Below are 17,921 nucleotides of genomic sequence, written 5' to 3' on the forward strand. Positions count from 1 at the left end.
TGGCGCTCAGTCGCCACGTCAGGCCTCGTCACTAAGACAAACGAAAACTGCTGGGATGCTCACCCGAGTGTCCCAGCAGTTTTTATGCGCCGAGCGTGCGACGCCATATGAACGATTACTCTTCGTCCTCCAATTCCACGACCGACGGATCACCACCCGAGTAGTAGCTCATGTCGCGGTACTTCGGACGCAACAGGTTTTCAACGCTGAGCAGTTCATCCAGCGCAGCCTCGTCCAGAAGTCCCATTTCAAGAACAACCTCGCGAACGTTGCGGCCACTACGCGCACACTCGCGACCAACCGCGTCACCGTTCGCGTGCCCGATCACCTCGTTCAGGTAGGTGACAATACCAATCGAGTTCAGGACATTGTTACGACAGACATCCTCGTTTGCCTCGATGCCGATGACGCAGAGCTCACGCAGGGTCCGTATCGCGTTCGCCAGCAGGTTGATGGACTCGAACAGAGTCTGGCCGATTACCGGCTCCATGACGTTCAGTTGCAACTGGCCAGCTTCAGCCGCGAAGGTCAGCGCCACATCGTTGCCCATCACCTTGAAGCACACCTGGTTCACGACCTCCGGGATCACCGGATTCACCTTCGCCGGCATAATCGACGATCCGGCAGCGCGTTCAGGCAGGCGAATTTCACCCAAGCCCGCACGAGGTCCAGACGACAGAAGTCGCAGGTCATTGCAGATCTTCGATAGTTTAACCGCAAGACGTTTAATGGAGGCGTGCATCGACACGTAGGCGCCAGTATCGGAGGTTGCTTCCAGCAGGTTGTCCGCTCCCCTGATCGGCAGCCCCGTGACCTCACGCAGGCAGTGAACGACGGTGTCCTGATATCCGTCAGGAGTGTTCAGGCCAGTGCCAATAGCGGTTGCGCCAAGGTTTACTTCCAGCAGTAGCGCCGAATTGTTACGTAGACGCGGGATCTCTTCATCCAAGAGCACACTGAATGCTTCAAACTCTTTGCCCAAGCTCATCGGGACGGCATCCTGTAGCTGAGTGCGCCCCATCTTGATGACGTCGTGGAACTGCAAGCCCTTCGATGCGAAAGATTCGATCAAACGTTCGAGTTCATCCACCAGATCGTCGACCTTCTTGTACAAGCCCAAGCGGAAGCCGGTGGGATAGGCGTCATTTGTCGACTGAGACTTGTTGACGTGGTCGTTCGGGTTGACGTGTGCGTAGCGTCCCTTCGCGTACCCTAGGTGTTCGAGGGCAAGGTTAGCGACAACTTCGTTTGTATTCATATTGACGCTGGTACCCGCGCCACCTTGGAACACGTCAATCGGGAACTGATCCAGACAGCGCCCATCTTCCAGGATTTCGTCGCACGCCCAAATAATCGCATCGGCGATTGTGTCGCTCAGTGTCCCCAGCTTCCGGTTCGCCATTGCTGACGCTTTTTTGACGGCAACCATGCCACGGACAAATTCAGGTTCCTCAGCGATTGTCGTACCGGAGATCTGATAGTTCTCGATTGCGCGGAGCGTGTGAATACCCCAGTAGACCTCAAGCGGAACTTCTCGTGCGCCCAAGAGGTCTTCCTCGATACGCTTCATTGCCCTCACCTGCGACTCCTTCGTCTGTGGCTACGTGTGCTGAGCGATGCTTGTGAGCATGGTCAGCTTCACTACTGTGTTGTGCTATCTATAGTGACGTAAATCTAGGACGAAAGTCCACGACTTGCCGAAACTACACAAAAGAAAAACCGTCTCATCACCTTTTCTTGACCGAAGTGAAAGAAGATGAAAAGACGGTTCGAGAACGCGGTTTCACCTACACACGCCCCGCAACATCGGACAGCACATCCTCCAATGTCTCCCACGCATCAACCTCGGTATCTCGAATCGATAGCTTCAGCTCGTGTTCAATGCGTGCAACGATCGCGTATCTGACCAACGTATCGATATCCAGATCATTTTTCAGCGTCAGGTCACCGCGCGCATCTTCGGGGGTAAGGTCGACAAATTCCAAGATGGCGTCCATCGCCACCTCGCGCGCGTGCTCAGTTTTAGGGGACGAGGCCTCCCCCGCTTCATTGATCGCTCCTCCCGTTTCAGGGGAGATATCGGACTTCTCCCCTTCAGCGTTGAGCGTGTACCCAAGCAGATCAGCGATCGAACCCACCGGTTAGCCGACCTTGGAATTCAGATAGCGAACCGGTGCGCCGGCACCGGCGTGGCGGAAGGATTCCAGCTCATCGTCCCACGCTTGTCCGAGGGCAAGATCAAGGCGTTCGCGCAATTCCTCGTAATTCGTGGCGCTCTCAATGGCGGCACGAATACGGTCTTCAGGAACGACGACGTTTCCGACAGTGTCCATCTGCGAGTGGAAGATGCCAAGTGATGGAGTATGAGCCCAGCGACCACCATCCGTGGAAGCTGTGGCTTCTTCGGTGACCTCGTAGCGCAGGTGTTCCCAGCCACGCAGAGCTGAGGCGAGGCGCGCACCAGAGTCGACCGGTCCAACCCACGAAAACTCGCAACGCACCATGCCGGGAGCAGCGTCTTGCGCGGTCCACTGAAGACGCACATCTTGACCGAGAGCCGTACCGACTGCCCATTCGATATGTGGGCACAGTGCGGGCGGTGTTGAATGCACGAAAAGTACACCGCGGGTGTATGTCCCTCTCAATGTGACCTCCATAGTCTTTGAGGATCGTCTTCCCCTACGCCCTCAACTACCCACTGCCACATCTCACAACGGTGTAATTCAACTGTAAACGCCGTCGCACCGTATAGCAAGAGGGTGCGACGGCGTTGCAACGACTGGATCAGAAGTGTGAGTTACGAATGTCCCTCAAAGCCTTCTTACGAGTCTTACGATCCAGGCGATCAATGTAGATCATGCCATCCAAGTGATCGCACTCGTGCTGCAGGCAACGAGCCATCAGCTCTTCACCTTCGACAACGATCGTCTTACCGTCCAGGTTGATGCCTTCGACGCGCGCATACCACGCGCGTTCAGTCGGATACCAGAGATCAGGAACTGACAGGCATCCTTCATCACCGTCTTGGAATTCGTCGGCTGACATTTCCACAATCTTCGGGTTGAGGACGTAGCCGATTTCGCCGTCAATGTTCCACGAGAACGCACGAAGACCGATACCGATCTGGTTGGCGGCAAGACCTGCGCGACCTTCCATGTCAACGCCTTCAAGCAAATCCTCGACCAGCAGTTTCACCGAAGCATCAATATCCGTGATCGGTTCGCACTGGGTGCGCAGAATCGGATCGCCGATGATGCGAATATCGCGGATTGCCATCATTTGCCTCCAAGAATCTCAGTGTGAGCAGCCTTCAGAGCTTCAACGGCCTGCGCGAGTGGCATTTCAGTCTTTTCACCGGTGGCGCGCTGACGAACCTCGACCAGACCGTCCTTCAGGCCACGGCCAATAACCAGAGCCAGCGGAATACCGATGAGCTCGGCGTCAGCGAACTTGACGCCAGCCGAGACCTTGCGACGATCATCGTAGAGGACGTCCATGCCGGTGGCTTCGAGTTCTTCAGCGAGGCCCTTGGCCGTGTCGAAGAGTTCATCGCCCTTACCGGTTGCCAGAACGTGCACGTCGAACGGTGCAATCTGAGCGGGCCACGCCAGACCCTTATCGTCGTGGTTCGACTCAGCGAGCGCTGCGAGCACGCGGGAAACGCCGATGCCGTACGAGCCCATGGTGACAACCTGGGACTTGCCGTTCTCATCGAGAACCATCAGACCCAGAGCCTTCGCATACTTGCGACCAAGCTGGAAAATGTGGCCAATTTCGATGCCTCGTTCGAGGTGAAGCGGACCGGAACCGTCGGGCGCCTGGTCGCCTTCGCGGACCTCGGCGGCCTCGATGGTGCCGTCGACTGCGAAGTCGCGTCCCATAACCAGGTCGATCACGTGGTGACGATCCTGGTTTGCGCCGGTCACCCAGGTGGTGCCCTCAACGACGCGAGGATCTACAAGGTAGCGGACGGAACCGGTCGGGTTCCCATCTTCGTCAGTTGTACGTGCCGGCGAGTTCGGTCCGATTACCTGCGGGCCAATGTAGCCACGGACCAGTTCGGGGTGATCCTCGAAGTCCTTGTCGGTTGCCATTTCAACTTCGGCGGGTGCGACGCCTGCTTCGAGGCGCTTCATGTCGACCTCGCGGTCGCCGGGCAGGCCAACGACGAGCAGTTCACGCGAGCCGTCAGGCTGGGTCAGAACGACAACAACGTTCTTCAACGTGTCAGCTGAGGTCCATGCACGACCGTCTTCACGCGGGTATTGAGCGTTCAGCAGATCAACGAGGGACTCAATGGTCGGGCAATCCGGGGTCGGAACAACGCGAGCCGGACCCACGTTGGACGCATCGACCGGAGCCGGTGCCGGCGTCGTCACTGCCTCAGCGTTTGCCGCATAGCCACCGGGTGAACGAACGAAGGTGTCTTCGCCGATCGGGCTGGGGTGCAGGAATTCTTCCGAGCGAGAGCCACCCATGGCGCCCGACATTGCGGATACGATGACGAATTCAAGACCAAGGCGGTTGAAGATCCGCTGGTAGGTCTCGCGCTGCGCATTGTAGGAAGTGTCCAGGCCCTCGTCGGTAAGGTCGAAGGAGTAGGCGTCCTTCATGACGAATTCGCGACCTCGAATCAGGCCTGCACGCGGACGAGCTTCGTCGCGATACTTCGTCTGAATCTGGTACAGGGTGGTAGGCAGATCCTTGTACGAGGAATACATGTCTTTCACCAGTAGGGTGAACATTTCCTCGTGGGTGGGAGCCAGCAGGTAATCCCCCGCCTTGCGGTCGTTCAACTTGAACAGGGTCGGACCGTATTCTTCCCAACGGTTCGTTGCCTTGTAGGGCTCTGCCGGGATCAGACCCGGGAAGTGAACTTCCTGAGCGCCCATGCGGTCCATTTCTTCACGGACGATGTCTTCGACCTTGCGCAGGACGCGCAGGCCAAGAGGCAACCACGTGTAGATACCGGGGGCAGTGCGTCGGATATAGCCGGCGCGAACCAGGAGCTTGTGGGAATCGACCTCAGCGTCAGCTGGGTCTTCGCGCAAAGTGCGCACAAAGTATGACGATAGAGTTCTCAGCACGCCTTCAAGATTAGTGCACCACGTCAGTGGTGTGCACCTTGAGGTCATCGACGAGGCCGAGCTCCTCTTTTCTCACACTTTGGCGTTCAGGCTCTAACGCCCACGAAGCGCCTAGCCACACGAGCATTGAGTTCCTTTTCGGCGACTTTAGGGTGTGTTCGGTAATAGCGCTCTGCTCGCCAGCCGGGGTACATCCATGTTGGCAGGCTCTGTCCGAACATAATCCAGGCAGCGATCAAGGCAACCAATGCAAAAAGGAAGATGATGATCGTGCGTTCGAACAGTGTCTCGTGGCCGATGATGGTCTGAGCACTGTAGGCACCGACTGCGATCCACAGGCACCCAACAACAGGCACAACCGGCCAAATGATTGCTTGGATCTGAGGAATAACTGGAGTGGGGCTATACGGGAACAATCGTTCCATGGCAACGACGCGTGTACGACGAGTGAGACCAGCCCATACCCAGCCCCAGCCAACAATGATGGCAAGGCCAGTTACTACGAGCATCGCTACGCCACCCCACGGTGCCATATGTCCTCCTTTGGACCAAACGTCTAGCACAAACGACTTTGGCGAGCCACGACGGTTTCTTTAGTGTAACCGTCGGAGACGCCACGTGTCTGATTCAGAACGTTAGATGGACTCAGCTGCCTTGCGGATGTCGCGAAGCATCATCATCGCCCCGTAGGTTTCAAGGGAAAGTAATCCGTAGAGCTTTGCCTTGTCAGTGTTGGTTCCGTCGCTGGTGTGACGTTCGCGCATATGGAGCATTGTGCGACCATTACCCAAGTCGAGCAGGGCAAGAACGCACGTTCCCATCTGATTGATTTCTTCACCCTCGGTTCCAGGCTTGGGAGCATTCAGGATGATGCACGATTCTTCCTCTTTGGCCTTTACCAAGGACTCGTCTTCAAGAGCAGTCTCGATGATCGTCCAGACAGTAGAAGCCGGAGCGTTAATTCGAACTGCTCGATCAACCTGAACGTCAGCGCGGGGCACAAGAAGATCACCGGGAAGTGAAATCAAGGCTTCTGAAGCGGTCAGACCCAGACGCTTCGGGAAACCGGTGGCGTACAGTGAGGCGCCAGTTGCGAGCAGTCCCAGACCGAAGACACGTGATTTCTTCATTCTCTCAAGTCCTTTTCTTAGCGACCGACGGGAATAACTTCGACCTGACCATCACCCTCAGTCAGACCCATTTCTTCAGCTAGCGCGTTTGCGTGAGCAATCAGAGTGTCAACGATCTGATCTTCGGGAACGGTGTCAACAACTTCCCCGCGAATGAAGATCTGGCCCTTGCCGTTGCCCGATGCGACACCAAGGTCGGCTTCGCGAGCTTCACCAGGTCCGTTAACAACGCACCCCATGACGGCAACACGCAACGGAACACTCAGATCCTTAAGACCTTCGGTGACGTTTTCTGCCAAGGTCCACACGTCAACCTGCGCGCGACCACACGACGGGCACGAAACGATTTCAAGAGTGCGATCACGAAGCCCCATGTATTCAAGAAGCTTGGTGCCAACCTTGACCTCCTCGACCGGAGGCGCAGACAAGGACACGCGGATCGTGTCACCGATGCCTTCTGAAAGAAGAACCGAGAATGCGGACACCGACTTGATGGTGCCTTGGAATGCGGGGCCGGCTTCGGTCACACCGAGGTGCAGTGGCCAGTCGCCCTTTTCCGACAGCTGGCGGTATGCCTCGACCATGGTGAGAACATCATGGTGCTTCACGGAGATCTTGAAGTCGTGGAAGTCATTTTCTTCGAACAGTGACGCTTCCCAGACTGCCGATTCAACGAGGGCCTCGGGAGTCGCCTTGCCGTACTTCTTCAGCAGACGAGGATCCAGCGAACCCGCATTCACGCCAATGCGCAAAGAAACACCGGCGTCGGATGCCGCCTTACAGATTTCTTTCACCTGGTTGTCGAACTTGCGGATGTTACCGGGGTTCACGCGGACAGCTCCACAGCCCGCGTCAATGGCTGCAAACACGTACTTCGGGTTGAAGTGAATATCCGCAATAACGGGGATACGCGATTGCTGTGCGATGATCGCAAGCGCCTCGGCGTCCTTATCCGTCGGGCACGCAACACGAACAATGTCGCACCCTGCTGCGGTGAGCTCTGCAATCTGCTGCAAAGTTGCGCCGATGTCGTGGGTTTTCGTTGTGGTCATCGACTGGACGGAAACGGGGGCACCACCACCAACGCAAACATCTCCAACCATGATCGACCGCGTCTTCTTACGCGGGAACGGAGACGTCTTTACTGCGGGCATGCCTAAAGATATTTCACTCACGCGCTCATTATCTCCCAGTTCGACTATTTCGTCTTAGTGCAAAGGTGTGGGAAAGGTTAATGAAGATATGTCACTGCCACAATTGGGTTTCTGCATTTAAAACTAAAGGACGCAAATTCACGTCAGAAGCATGGAAACCCGCACTTTCATTTCACACCGGGCATCCGTTATCGGTGTTGGCACATGGTAACTCAGAACTGACTGGGGCGATCCCGGGCGCACGCAACGGTGCGCAGGCACGTTCAAACGTGCCAGCTACTTCACTCCCCTCTCATCGCTGAGCTGAACGACAAGCTGGAAGACCTCTACGACCCCGCATCCGCGCCCACGAGCACGATCGCTGGTAAGCAGAACAACAGAGCGCGAGGTTAACACGCAGACGAGGTCGCAATCCACTGAAGGAGGGCAGCCTCGTCCTCATCTGTGGTGGACCACGAAATGACGAAACGAACCGCCAACCTGTCGGCGACCGGCGCCCACTTTTCGATGGCGAAACGCTCGCGCGCGTCCTCAGCCATTTCAAGCGAAAGAATCGGGAAGAGCTGGTTCGTCGGAGAATCCACCAGCATCTCAAAACCGGCGTCTTTGAATGCCCGTGCAATCCGCTGAGCGCGCTGGGTGGCCTCGCGCGTAATGCGCAGGTACAGACCGTCGGCGAACATCGTGCGAAACTGCGAACCCAAGATCCAGCCCTTCGACGCCAGTCCGCCGTGGATCTTCATCATCGCGCGCAGTGAGTAGTCAGCCTTTGACGCGTCGGGCAGGACGAGGGCTTCACCCATCATCATTCCGCACTTGGCGCCACCAATGGAGAACACATCGGTCAGCGTCGCCAAGTCAGCGAAGGTCACGTCATTTGCTGGCGACCCCATCGCATATCCCAAACGCGCGCCATCAACGTAAAGACCAACACCGAAGGAATGGCAGATCTCAGAAATCGCAGTCAGTCGTTCACGCGAATACAACGTTCCAAGCTCCGTGGGCTGGGAAATATAAACCAGGCCCGACGCGCTCACGTGCTCACGCAAACCGCCGTCGCGCCATTCAAGAAGAGTCGCTTCGAGCTCACCTGGGTCCATCAGGCCATCATGCGAAGGAATCGTGTGGACACGGTGCCCAGAGTTTTCAATCGCACCGGCTTCGTGGGTAGCAATATGACCGTCAGTGGTGGCAATCACTGACTGCCACGGACGCAAAAACAGGTCGATCGCAAGATCGTTAATCAGGGTTCCACCGGCCAGGAAACGAACCGCTCCACCGGGAATACCGCACTGGTCGAGGATCAACTTTTCAGCTTCATCGCAGATCGCATCCATTCCGTAACCGGGGAACTTCTGCATTCCAAATGCCGTCAAATCGGCAAGGATCTGCGGGTGAGCAGTCGCGGAATAGTCGTTCGTAAAAACAGCCTTAGCCATTTCAACTCCAGTTCAACGCAATGAAAGCGGATCAACGATGTCAGCGATAACGAGCACAATGCTCATCACCGCCAACAATGCTCCCATAACCCAGGTCAGCGGTAATAATCGGGCGGTATCGACCGGGCCGGGATTCGGCTTTCCTCCCACGCGCGCCACTCCTCCGCGCACGCCTTCGTAGAGCGCACCGATGATGTGCCCACCATCGAGAGGCGGCAGAGGAATCAGATTGAAAACCGCCAACGCCATATTCAGCGAGGCCATGAGACTCAAAAGGAACGCAATCTGAGAACGCACGTCCGCAACGCCAGTGCCCGCAGAATCGCTGGTCACTTCACCAGCAATTCGTGACACTCCAACAATCGAAATCAAACCTGACGAATCGCGTTCACTTCCCGTCACCATCGACATCGTAACGTTCCACAGGGACTGCGGAATCTTCGTCATTGCACCCACCGTGCCCGTGAACATGTAGCGATATTCCTTGGCCACATCCGACATCGAGGCCGCCGTGTATTCATATCCGGCAGTCACGCCCACCACGTACGTGCCGTCCTCCGTCTTGCGCGGATATAACGAGGCCTCATGAAGGTCGCCATCGCGTTCAAATGTCACCTGAAGAGGCTGTCCATTGGACGAGGCAATGGAGTCTCTCAAGTCAGACCAGTCAAACAAGTCCCGGCCATTAAGCGCGATGAGAGTGTCGCCACCGGTCAGGCCGGCCTCGTACGCCGGAGACGCAACGTTACCAGCGCTCGTCTGAATTGTGGGAGACACATCCGCAAGCGTTAACGAGGCAGTGCGGAAACCAATGCCGACCATCGCAATAACGAGGAAAAGAAACGCAAGCAAGAAATTCATCGCGGGTCCAGCCGCCATGACAATTGCTTTCTTCCACCACGTCAGACGCCAGAATGCACGGTGTGCACACCCTTCGGGCATTTCTTGGGCACTCTGGTGGCGCGCTTGTTCAGCAAGAGTCAGCTGCCCTTTCGAATTCAGCGGACGACGCCCCGGCCTGCCAGGAGCGAACATGCCGAGGATACGCACGTAACCACCCAGCGGAATCGCGCGAAAAACAACCAACGTGCCTTTGACTTCACGCGACAGAATCTTCGGACCAAAACCGATCGCATATTCACTGACGACCGCGCCGAATTTCTTCGCCGGAACAAGGTGGCCAAGCTCGTGAAGACCAACGGTGATGATGAAGCCGCCGACAACGGCAAGGATCCCCACTAGGTAGCTCATGACCAGCTACTCACCAGCGCATTCGCCTGCGCGCGCGCCCATTCTTCGACCCCAAGAATGTCATCCAACGTTGGGTCTGCAATACCGTCGTGAGACTCAACAACATTTGTCAAATAATCGACAATGCCCAGCCACGGTAGTTTCTTGGCTAAGAACGCATCGACGAACACTTCATTCGCAGCGTTGTACACCGCCGTGTGCGTCGGTGACGAGGCCACCGCATGACGCGCAAGATTGATGGCAGGGAAAGTATCACTATCGACCGGTTCAAAGGTCCAACTCTGCGCATCAACCCACGTCAGAGGCTTTTCCACGTCGTGCAGGCGCTCAGGCCACGTCAAGCCAAGCGCGATGGGCAGGCGCATGTCGGGTGGCGAAGCCTGAAGCGTTGTTGCACCGTCAATCCACGTCACCATTGAGTGCACGATTGACTGCGGGTGAACAGTCGTCACAATATACTCGGGAGCCACATCAAACAGCAGGTGAGCCTCAATCAGCTCCAGCCCCTTGTTGACCAGCGTCGAGGAATTGATCGTGACAACCGGCCCCATGTTCCACGTCGGGTGAGCAAGAGCAGCTTCCGGAGTGATATCAGCAAGTTCAGCGCGCTTCTTACCCCTAAACGGGCCACCCGATGCCGTCAGAACAAGATCGGCCACCTCAGTGCGGCCGGTGACCACCGGTGAAGTGAGGCCAGCCTCGTGAACTCCACTGGCGAGCGCCTGAGCGATAGCCGAATGCTCGGAGTCTACAGGCACAATCTGACCCGGACGCACGCAGGCGCTACGCACCAAATGGCCACCCACGACCAACGATTCCTTATTCGCCAAAGCTAGCGTCGCACCGGACTTCAAAGCAACCAGAGTGGGAAGCAAACCCACTCCCCCGGTGATACCGTTCAGGACAACTCCGTCAGGGACAAGTGAAGCCACTTGAGTTGCCCCGTCTGCCCCTTCGATAATCTGGGGGTGCGCAGACGAATCAATGGCATGAATCGCGTCGCGTAGCTCGCCACCAACAAGACGATCCACACTGACGACAGGAACATCGAACTCAACCACCTGGCGCGCAAGAAGCTCAATATTGCCACCGCCAGCAGCAAGACCTCGAATATCGAAACGCAACGGATTCGCGCGAACGATATCCAACGCTTGAGTACCAATTGAACCGGTCGACCCCAGCAGGACAATCGGCTGACGCGAAGAAGTCACGATTCGCCCTCCCGATCAGGAAACAGCCAGAAGAATCTCTACGGCGCGCCCAAGATAGGCGTCAACCGTTCCTTCCGTGTAGCCCTTCTTGCCACGAGCAGGCTGGAAAACAGCAAGACGAACGTCATCAACGCTCATCTCAGTACCCTCGTCAAAATAGGCGGCCAAACGATCCAGCAGATCATCAACCTGAGCCGCGTCATATCCACGACCGGACTCCGGGTGCGAGAAACGCTCGCCCCGAGGACGCATCAGACGGTCGTACAGCGTCGTTGCGCGCTCAGCAACCTTCTCGAACCATGCAGCCTCGCCGTTAACAGCAATATGATCCGCACGATCACGCTGAACAAAGGCCGCTTCAAGACGGCTCATCGCGGAATCAACAGCATCAATCGCGTAGCCACGACGCTTCAATGGGAACGTCGCCTGGCGAACCTGCTGTGCAGAGAACTGCTCTGCCGGCAAGCCACCTTCATACGCCTGGCGTGCGTCCGCAAAGAAAGCGTCCACACGCTCAGTCGCGTAGCCGTGACGCCAGAAGCTCACTCGTGGGAAAGAGTCACTCATCGAGTCTCCTGAATTGAAGTGGAATCTGAATTGATAGACCGACGCTTCGCATTCGCTTCCTTCACTGCTGTTGCGAGCTGACCGCACGCACCATCAATGTCAGAACCGCGAGTATCGCGAATCGTCGTCGAAATCCCATTGTTGCGCAGAGTAGCGACAAATGTGTCCTGAGCACGCCGAGTAGACGCAGTCCAGATTGTGCCGGGAGTCGGATTCAACGGAATTGGGTTCACATGAGCCCACCCGTGACCGCGCTTATTGAGCTCATCAGCAAGCAATTGGGCACGATATTCCTGATCGTTCATATCCTTGATCAGCGCGTACTCAATCGACACGCGACGACCCGTCGCAACAAAGTATCGGCGAGCAGCATCAAGCAACTCCCCTACCTTCCAGCGCGAGTTAATCGGAATCAACTCGTCGCGAAGGTCATCATCGGGAGCATGCAACGAAACTGCCAACGTCACAGGCATGCCTTCTTTCGCCAGCTTGTCGATCGCGGGAACCAAACCCACCGTCGACACAGTGACGTTTCGAGCTGAAAGTCCAAAGCCTTCTGGGCTGGGATCAATCAGGCGGTGCAGAGTATTCACGACCGTGCGGTAGTTAGCAAGCGGTTCGCCCATACCCATAAACACAACGTTAGAGAGGTGCGTCGGCCCGCCGGAAAGCTCGCCATCACGACACGCAATCTGCGCTTGGCGCACCTGATCGACAATTTCGCCCGTCGACAGGTTACGAGTCAGCCCCATCTGGCCGGTCGCGCAGAACGGACACGCCATGCCACATCCTGCCTGCGAAGAAATACACAAGGTCGTGCGCTGCGGGTAACGCATCAGCACGGATTCAACGCGTGCCCCGTCGAAAAGCTCCCAAAGGTGCTTAATCGTCATTCCACCATCCGCGTGTTGCGCGACGACTTGGCGAACCAGTTCAGGCAACAGACCTTCACGAATTGCACCGTGCATCGATGCTGGAATATCACTCATCTTCACCGGATCGGCTTCGAAGTGATCAAAATAGTGTCGAGAAAGCTGGTCAGCACGGAAACCGGGAAGACCCAGATCCTTCAGGACTTGCTTACGTCCTTTTGCGTCCACGTCAGCGAGGTGAGCAGGTGCCTTGCCACGTTTAGCTGGCGCGAATGAAATCACCGGCTTCGCATCGGCTGACGTTGCTCCTTCTGGTGGCTGGTCAGTCGGACGCACTTCACGCCGACGCTGTTTTTCGAATTCGAGGCTCATAGGATTCCTTACAGCGTCCAGGTGAAGATCATAAACATAAGCGGTGCAACCATCAGCAGAGCATCAATGCGGTCAAGGACACCGCCATGCCCCGGCAGAATCTGCGACATGTCCTTCAGACCGGTTTCACGCTTGATTAACGATTCAGTGAGATCACCGAGCGTGCCGACAACACACGCAACAACGCCGGCAAGGAAGCCGAATGCCCAGTGTCCGCCAAGTGCCCAGAAAGCAAGTCCGCCAAGTGCGACAGAACCAATTGTCGAGCCGATGAAGCCTTCCCAGGACTTCTTGGGTGATAGTCGAGGCGCCATCGGATGTTTGCCGAATAGAACGCCTGCGACCCAGCCACCGGTATCGGATGCGACGACTAAGCCAACGTAGGTGAGAACCACCCACGGGTTAGCGAACTGACGCATCATCAGCACAACGAACGAGGCAAGGAAAGGAACATACAGCGCGGCAAAGACCGATGCAATAACGTCGTTAATCCGCCCCTTGGGGTTCGGATCCAAGATTCGCCACGCAACAACAGCGAAAATGGTTGTGTACAGGGCAAAGAGGAGCGCTTCTGCGCCAAGAGACCATGCGCACGTGACCATACCGATAGCTCCCGCATACAGCGGAGCCATCGTCAGCTTTGTTTCTAGGTGGGCGAATGCGCCACCTAACTCGTATAAACCCGCCAGCGAGGCCAGCACAATGAACAGTGTCAAAAGTGGCGGTACATAAAACAAGCAGATACCGACGAAAAGAATCAAGACAACGGCAGTAGATACTGCTGCTGGAAGATTACGTCCCGCTTTCCCGGTTGCTGCCAGTGGTTCCTTCAACTTCGTTGGTTGCGGAGAGAAAAACTTCGCAACCAACGAAGGGGAAGAATGTTCAGAGGCGCTCACAGCGTCAGGAGCTCAGCTTCCTTGGATGCAAGAAGCTTGTCGATCTGTTCGACCTGCTTCTTCGTCAGCGATTCGAGGCTCTTTTCTGCACGATCGACCTCGTCTTCGCCGGCTTCGCCGTCTTTCTTCAGCTTATCGAGCTGTTCCTTTGCCTTACGACGAACGTTACGAACTGCGACGCGGGCATCTTCGGCCTTGGTCTTTGCCAGCTTCACGTATTCCTTACGACGTTCTTCAGTCAGGGCAGGAAGAACAACGCGGACAACGTTGCCATCATCGGTCGGGTTCACACCCAGATCAGATTCACGCAGGGCCTTCAAGATCTCATTCGTGGCAGTGCGATCAAACGGGGAGATCAACACGGTACGAGCTTCAGGAATCTGGAAAGAAGCGAGCTGCTGCATCGGCGTGGGTGCGCCGTAGTAGTCGACAAGAATCTGCTCGAACATCGCAGCGTTTGCGCGACCGGTGCGGATATTGCCAAATTCGTGGCGTGCGGATTCAACCGCACGGTCCATCTTTTCCTCGGTTTCAAGGAGGATGTCGTCAATCATTCGTGACTCCTATGTTGATCAGTCTTGCGCAGTCACAAGAGTACCGATTGTCTCACCCATCAGGGCAGCAGTCACATTGCCTGCTTCAGACATTCCGAAAACTCGTGTCTGTAAACCATTATCACGGCAAAGTGCCAAAGCTGTTGCATCCATGACCTTGAGTTCCTGAGAAAGGGCGTCCGAGTACGTCAGGAATTCAAGACGCTTCGCGTCCGGGTTCAGACGCGGATCGTCATCGTACACGCCGTCCACGCCGTTCTTAGCAACAAGAAGCTCGTCGCAGTGGGTTTCAAGAGCACGCTGAGCTGAAACCGTGTCCGTCGAGAAGAACGGCATGCCGGCTCCCGCGCCGAAGATAACAACGCGCCCCTTTTCCATATGGCGAATAGCGCGCAAAGGAATGTAGGGCTCACCAACCTGGGTCATCGTAATTGCGGATTGAACACGCGCAGGAACACCGGCTTGTTCGATGAAGTCTTGAAGCGCAAGGGCGTTCATCACCGTACCGAGCATACCCATGTAGTCGGCGCGCGAACGATCCATGCCTGCTTTAGCTAGCTGTGCACCGCGGAAGAAGTTACCACCGCCAACGACGACTGCGACTTCAATGCCTCGGCGGACAGCAATAGCAATCTGCTGAGCAATATCGCGAACGACAGTGGGGTCAAGGCCAACGGCGCCACCGCCGAAAGCTTCACCAGACAGTTTAAGAAGGACCCTACGAGTATGAGGCATGCGCGTTTCTCCTGTTCACGCGGTGAGAAGCATTAGTACACAGGATAGCCGAATGGCCCCGCCCATTTGGGCGGGGCCATTCATGCGTTATCAGGCTCCGACGTGAACGCGAACGAACTCGGTCACCTTTGCGCCGGCCTCGGCAAGAACCTTGCCGACCGACTTAGAGGGATCGCGGGCAAACGCCTGGTCCACGAGGCAGCTGTCCTTGAAGTAGGCTTCCATGCGGCCTTCGACGATCTTGCCGACGATGTGCTCGGGCTTGCCTTCTTCGAGCGTGATCTTCGTGAGAGTCTCGCGCTCCTTCGCCAGGACGTCAACCGGAACGGCATCGCGATCAAGGTATGCCGGCATGTAAGCGGCAATGTGCATTGCGATGTCGTGGGCAACGGAAGCGCCAGCTGCGTCGGTGACGACGAAGACACCAACCTGCGGGGGCAGGTCGGGGCTGGTCTGATGCAGATACAGGTCAACATTCTCGCCCTCGACGCGCACAACACGACGGATTTCGAGCTTTTCGCCGATGACTGCCGCCATGGAGTTGAGCTTGTCCTGAACGGTCTCGTCACCCATGGGGGATGCGAGGAGAGACTCAAGATCGGATGCGCCCGAAGCAACGGCTGCTGCAAGCACCTCGTTTGCGAAGTCAATGAACTTCTGGTTCTTTGCAACGAAGTCGGTTTCGGAGTTGACCTCGACGAGGACGCCAACGCCATCGGCAACCTGAGCGACCAAAAGGCCGGCGGATGCCTGACGATCTTCGCGCTTGGAGAGCGACTTCAGACCCTTCAGGCGGATGATTTCGAGAGCCTTTTCAGCATCGCCATCAGCCTCGGTCAGAGCCTTCTTCACGTCCATCATGCCTGCGCCGGTCTGCTCACGCAGAGCCTTGACGTCAGCAGCGGTGAAATTCGCCATTGATGTCTCTTTCTACTTTGAAGTTGGTAAAGATCAGTTCTCGGCGGGGGCTTCGGTAGCCGGAGCTTCTTCAGCCTTGGCTTCGCCCTTGTCGCCTTCGAGGAGTTCGCGTTCCCACTCGGCGAGCGGTTCTGCAACGGTTTCTGCCGAGTCAGCGGACTTGCGGGTTTCAGAGCGAGCAAGGAGGCCCTCTGCGACTGCGTCTGCGATCACGCGGGTAAGCAGTGCAACTGCGCGGATGGCATCGTCGTTACCGGGGATGCGGTAGTCGACCTCGTCCGGATCAGCGTTGGTGTCGAGGATGGCGACGATCGGGATGTTGAGCTTGCGAGCTTCGGAAACCGCGAGGTGTTCCTTCTTCGGGTCAACGATCCAGATCGCGGACGGTGTCTTGGCCATGTCGCGAATGCCACCGAGTGTGCGAGCCAGTTTGTCCTTCTCACGACGCATCATGAGGAGTTCCTTCTTGGTGCGGCCGGATGCGGCGACATCGTCGAAGTCAATCTGCTCGAGTTCCTTGAGGCGCTGGAGGCGCTTGGAAACGGTGGAGAAGTTGGTGAGCATACCACCGAGCCAGCGATGGTTCACGTACGGCATACCAACGCGGGTTGCCTGCTCTGCGACGGCTTCCTGTGCCTGCTTCTTGGTGCCAACGAAGAGGATGGTGCCACCGTGTGCGACGGTCTGCTTCACGAAATCGTAAGCAATGTCGATGTCAGCAATGGTCTGCTGAAGATCGATGATGTAGATGCCGTTGCGCTCGGTGAGGATGAAACGCTTCATCTTCGGGTTCCAGCGGCGGGTCTGGTGACCGAAGTGGACACCGGACTCGAGGAGCTGACGCATAGTTACGACTGCCATTGAATCGTCCTTCCCCGCAAAACTGCGGGATCATGAGGGTTTTCACCCTCGGTTTCGGTTACGTGCTGTGCGCGGGTACGCAAGCCCTGGTGCCATGACTTAAGTTCACCTCGAAAGGACCTGGAACTTATGCCCACCGCGGAAGACCGCTGACGTGAAAATGGCACGCGAAGTCACCTGCAAGCAGGTGCTCGAATAGCTTATCTCATATGCCCTAATACTCCCTATTTCGCTTGATGTGACCCTCGTCGCGCGACTTATCCACAAATGCCCCGCCCGATCATGGAGTATCCACAATGCGTACTCACCCCATTCGCCCTTTAGCCCGCGATCAACGACATTGAGTGCATGTTTCTTCGCAATGACCGTTATGCACGTCTTCCTTTGGCGATCCTTGCCGCCTTGGCTCTGTTTTCTTTCCTATTGACGAGGCCGGCCAGCGCATCCATCTGGCAACACTGGCAGTGGCCGACCGGGAATACGGTAAGCGTGACCAGGGGTTTTGATCCTCCGGCGTTACGGTGGCTTTCAGGTCATCGCGGAGTCGATCTGAAGGTCGATGCTGGCGCTACGATCTATGCACCGGCTGACGGGATTGTAGAAGTGGCCGGCGAGATTGCCGGCAAGGGTGTTGTCTCGTTGTCCCATGGCCCCGTCCGTTCAACATACGAGCCCGTCAATGCTCTTGTGAACGTTGGAGACCACGTCAGTGCGGGGACTCCCATAGCGACCCTCAGACCCGGGCATGAGCCAGCAGGAGGCCTGCACTGGGGTGCCAAAATCTCAAGGGATCACTACGTTGATCCCCTACGGTTCTTAGTTGGCAGTCTCGCCCTGAAACCCTGGGATGGGAGCAAATAGGGCAGCTAGC

The 17,921-nt window shown here is 56.6% G+C and carries 19 protein-coding genes; 1 reads left to right on the plus strand and 18 read right to left on the minus strand.

Annotated elements, in window-relative coordinates; all coding sequences use genetic code 11:
* Positions 1-115: 115 nt before the first annotated feature.
* The 18 genes from aspA to rpsB all read right to left on the minus strand — a co-directional run bounded on the left by aspA (position 116) and on the right by rpsB (position 17,050).
* Positions 116-1,570 (minus strand): aspartate ammonia-lyase, encoded by a 1,455-nt coding sequence (gene aspA, locus QP109_RS03380; protein WP_270772989.1) that lies wholly within the window; start codon positions 1,568-1,570, stop codon positions 116-118.
* Positions 1,571-1,787: 217 nt separating this feature from the next.
* Positions 1,788-2,138, minus strand: coding sequence for an acyl carrier protein (locus QP109_RS03385; protein WP_285023298.1), 351 nt, complete (start codon positions 2,136-2,138; stop codon positions 1,788-1,790).
* 3 nt (positions 2,139-2,141) lie between these two features.
* Positions 2,142-2,645, minus strand: a complete 504-nt coding sequence (locus QP109_RS03390) for a DUF3145 domain-containing protein (RefSeq protein ID WP_101627885.1) — start codon at positions 2,643-2,645, stop codon at positions 2,142-2,144.
* Between the two features lie 139 nt (positions 2,646-2,784).
* Positions 2,785-3,276 carry a peptide deformylase gene (gene def / locus QP109_RS03395; RefSeq protein ID WP_285023392.1) on the minus strand — a complete coding sequence of 164 codons (492 nt, stop codon included), beginning with the start codon at positions 3,274-3,276 and terminating at the stop codon, positions 2,785-2,787.
* The gene (locus QP109_RS03400; RefSeq protein WP_285023300.1) at positions 3,276-5,087 is read right to left on the minus strand and encodes a proline--tRNA ligase; all 1,812 of its coding nucleotides are present in this window, start codon (positions 5,085-5,087) and stop codon (positions 3,276-3,278) included. Before QP109_RS03400 ends, def begins: the two co-directional genes overlap by 1 nt.
* Positions 5,088-5,173: 86 nt before the next feature.
* Positions 5,174-5,620 carry a hypothetical protein gene (locus QP109_RS03405; RefSeq protein WP_285023301.1) on the minus strand — a complete coding sequence of 149 codons (447 nt, stop codon included), beginning with the start codon at positions 5,618-5,620 and terminating at the stop codon, positions 5,174-5,176.
* 102 nt (positions 5,621-5,722) lie between these two features.
* Positions 5,723-6,217: a hypothetical protein gene (locus tag QP109_RS03410; protein WP_285023302.1), complete on the minus strand. Its 495-nt coding sequence runs from the start codon at positions 6,215-6,217 to the stop codon at positions 5,723-5,725.
* 17 nt (positions 6,218-6,234) lie between these two features.
* Complete coding sequence (gene ispG, locus QP109_RS03415; RefSeq protein ID WP_285023394.1) at positions 6,235-7,371, minus strand: flavodoxin-dependent (E)-4-hydroxy-3-methylbut-2-enyl-diphosphate synthase; 1,137 nt, start codon at positions 7,369-7,371, stop codon at positions 6,235-6,237.
* Positions 7,372-7,760: 389 nt separating this feature from the next.
* Positions 7,761-8,810 carry a threonine aldolase family protein gene (locus tag QP109_RS03420; RefSeq protein ID WP_285023303.1) on the minus strand — a complete coding sequence of 350 codons (1,050 nt, stop codon included), beginning with the start codon at positions 8,808-8,810 and terminating at the stop codon, positions 7,761-7,763.
* A 12-nt stretch (positions 8,811-8,822) separates the two neighbouring features.
* Complete coding sequence (locus tag QP109_RS03425; RefSeq protein WP_285023304.1) at positions 8,823-10,061, minus strand: M50 family metallopeptidase; 1,239 nt, start codon at positions 10,059-10,061, stop codon at positions 8,823-8,825.
* Positions 10,058-11,272: a 1-deoxy-D-xylulose-5-phosphate reductoisomerase gene (gene dxr, locus QP109_RS03430; protein WP_285023306.1), complete on the minus strand. Its 1,215-nt coding sequence runs from the start codon at positions 11,270-11,272 to the stop codon at positions 10,058-10,060. The genes QP109_RS03425 and dxr overlap by 4 nt, the downstream gene beginning before the upstream one ends.
* Positions 11,273-11,287: 15 nt before the next feature.
* The gene (locus tag QP109_RS03435) at positions 11,288-11,839 is read right to left on the minus strand and encodes a DivIVA domain-containing protein (RefSeq protein WP_101627854.1); all 552 of its coding nucleotides are present in this window, start codon (positions 11,837-11,839) and stop codon (positions 11,288-11,290) included.
* Complete coding sequence (gene rlmN / locus QP109_RS03440; protein WP_101627855.1) at positions 11,836-13,083, minus strand: dual-specificity RNA methyltransferase RlmN; 1,248 nt, start codon at positions 13,081-13,083, stop codon at positions 11,836-11,838. The genes QP109_RS03435 and rlmN overlap by 4 nt, the downstream gene beginning before the upstream one ends.
* Before the next feature lie 8 nt (positions 13,084-13,091).
* A complete protein-coding gene (locus tag QP109_RS03445) occupies positions 13,092-13,982 on the minus strand; it encodes a phosphatidate cytidylyltransferase (RefSeq protein WP_285023309.1) in 891 nt (296 codons plus the stop codon).
* Positions 13,979-14,536: a ribosome recycling factor gene (gene frr / locus QP109_RS03450; RefSeq protein WP_195224481.1), complete on the minus strand. Its 558-nt coding sequence runs from the start codon at positions 14,534-14,536 to the stop codon at positions 13,979-13,981. Before frr ends, QP109_RS03445 begins: the two co-directional genes overlap by 4 nt.
* Before the next feature lie 18 nt (positions 14,537-14,554).
* Positions 14,555-15,271 (minus strand): UMP kinase, encoded by a 717-nt coding sequence (pyrH, locus tag QP109_RS03455; RefSeq protein WP_101627858.1) that lies wholly within the window; start codon positions 15,269-15,271, stop codon positions 14,555-14,557.
* Positions 15,272-15,361: 90 nt separating this feature from the next.
* Positions 15,362-16,189, minus strand: a complete 828-nt coding sequence (gene tsf / locus QP109_RS03460; RefSeq protein ID WP_285023311.1) for a translation elongation factor Ts — start codon at positions 16,187-16,189, stop codon at positions 15,362-15,364.
* A gap of 33 nt (positions 16,190-16,222) precedes the next feature.
* The gene (rpsB, locus tag QP109_RS03465; RefSeq protein ID WP_006681171.1) at positions 16,223-17,050 is read right to left on the minus strand and encodes a 30S ribosomal protein S2; all 828 of its coding nucleotides are present in this window, start codon (positions 17,048-17,050) and stop codon (positions 16,223-16,225) included.
* Between the two features lie 348 nt (positions 17,051-17,398).
* Here rpsB and QP109_RS03470 point away from each other — a divergent pair, with 348 nt between their 5' ends.
* Entirely contained in the window at positions 17,399-17,911 is a 513-nt protein-coding gene (locus QP109_RS03470) for a M23 family metallopeptidase (RefSeq protein WP_285023312.1), read from the plus strand.
* Positions 17,912-17,921: the final 10 nt, after the last annotated feature.

This window comes from Pauljensenia sp. UMB9872, assembly GCF_030212665.1.
In the GTDB taxonomy this organism is placed as follows: Bacteria; Actinomycetota; Actinomycetes; order Actinomycetales; family Actinomycetaceae; genus Pauljensenia; species Pauljensenia turicensis_B.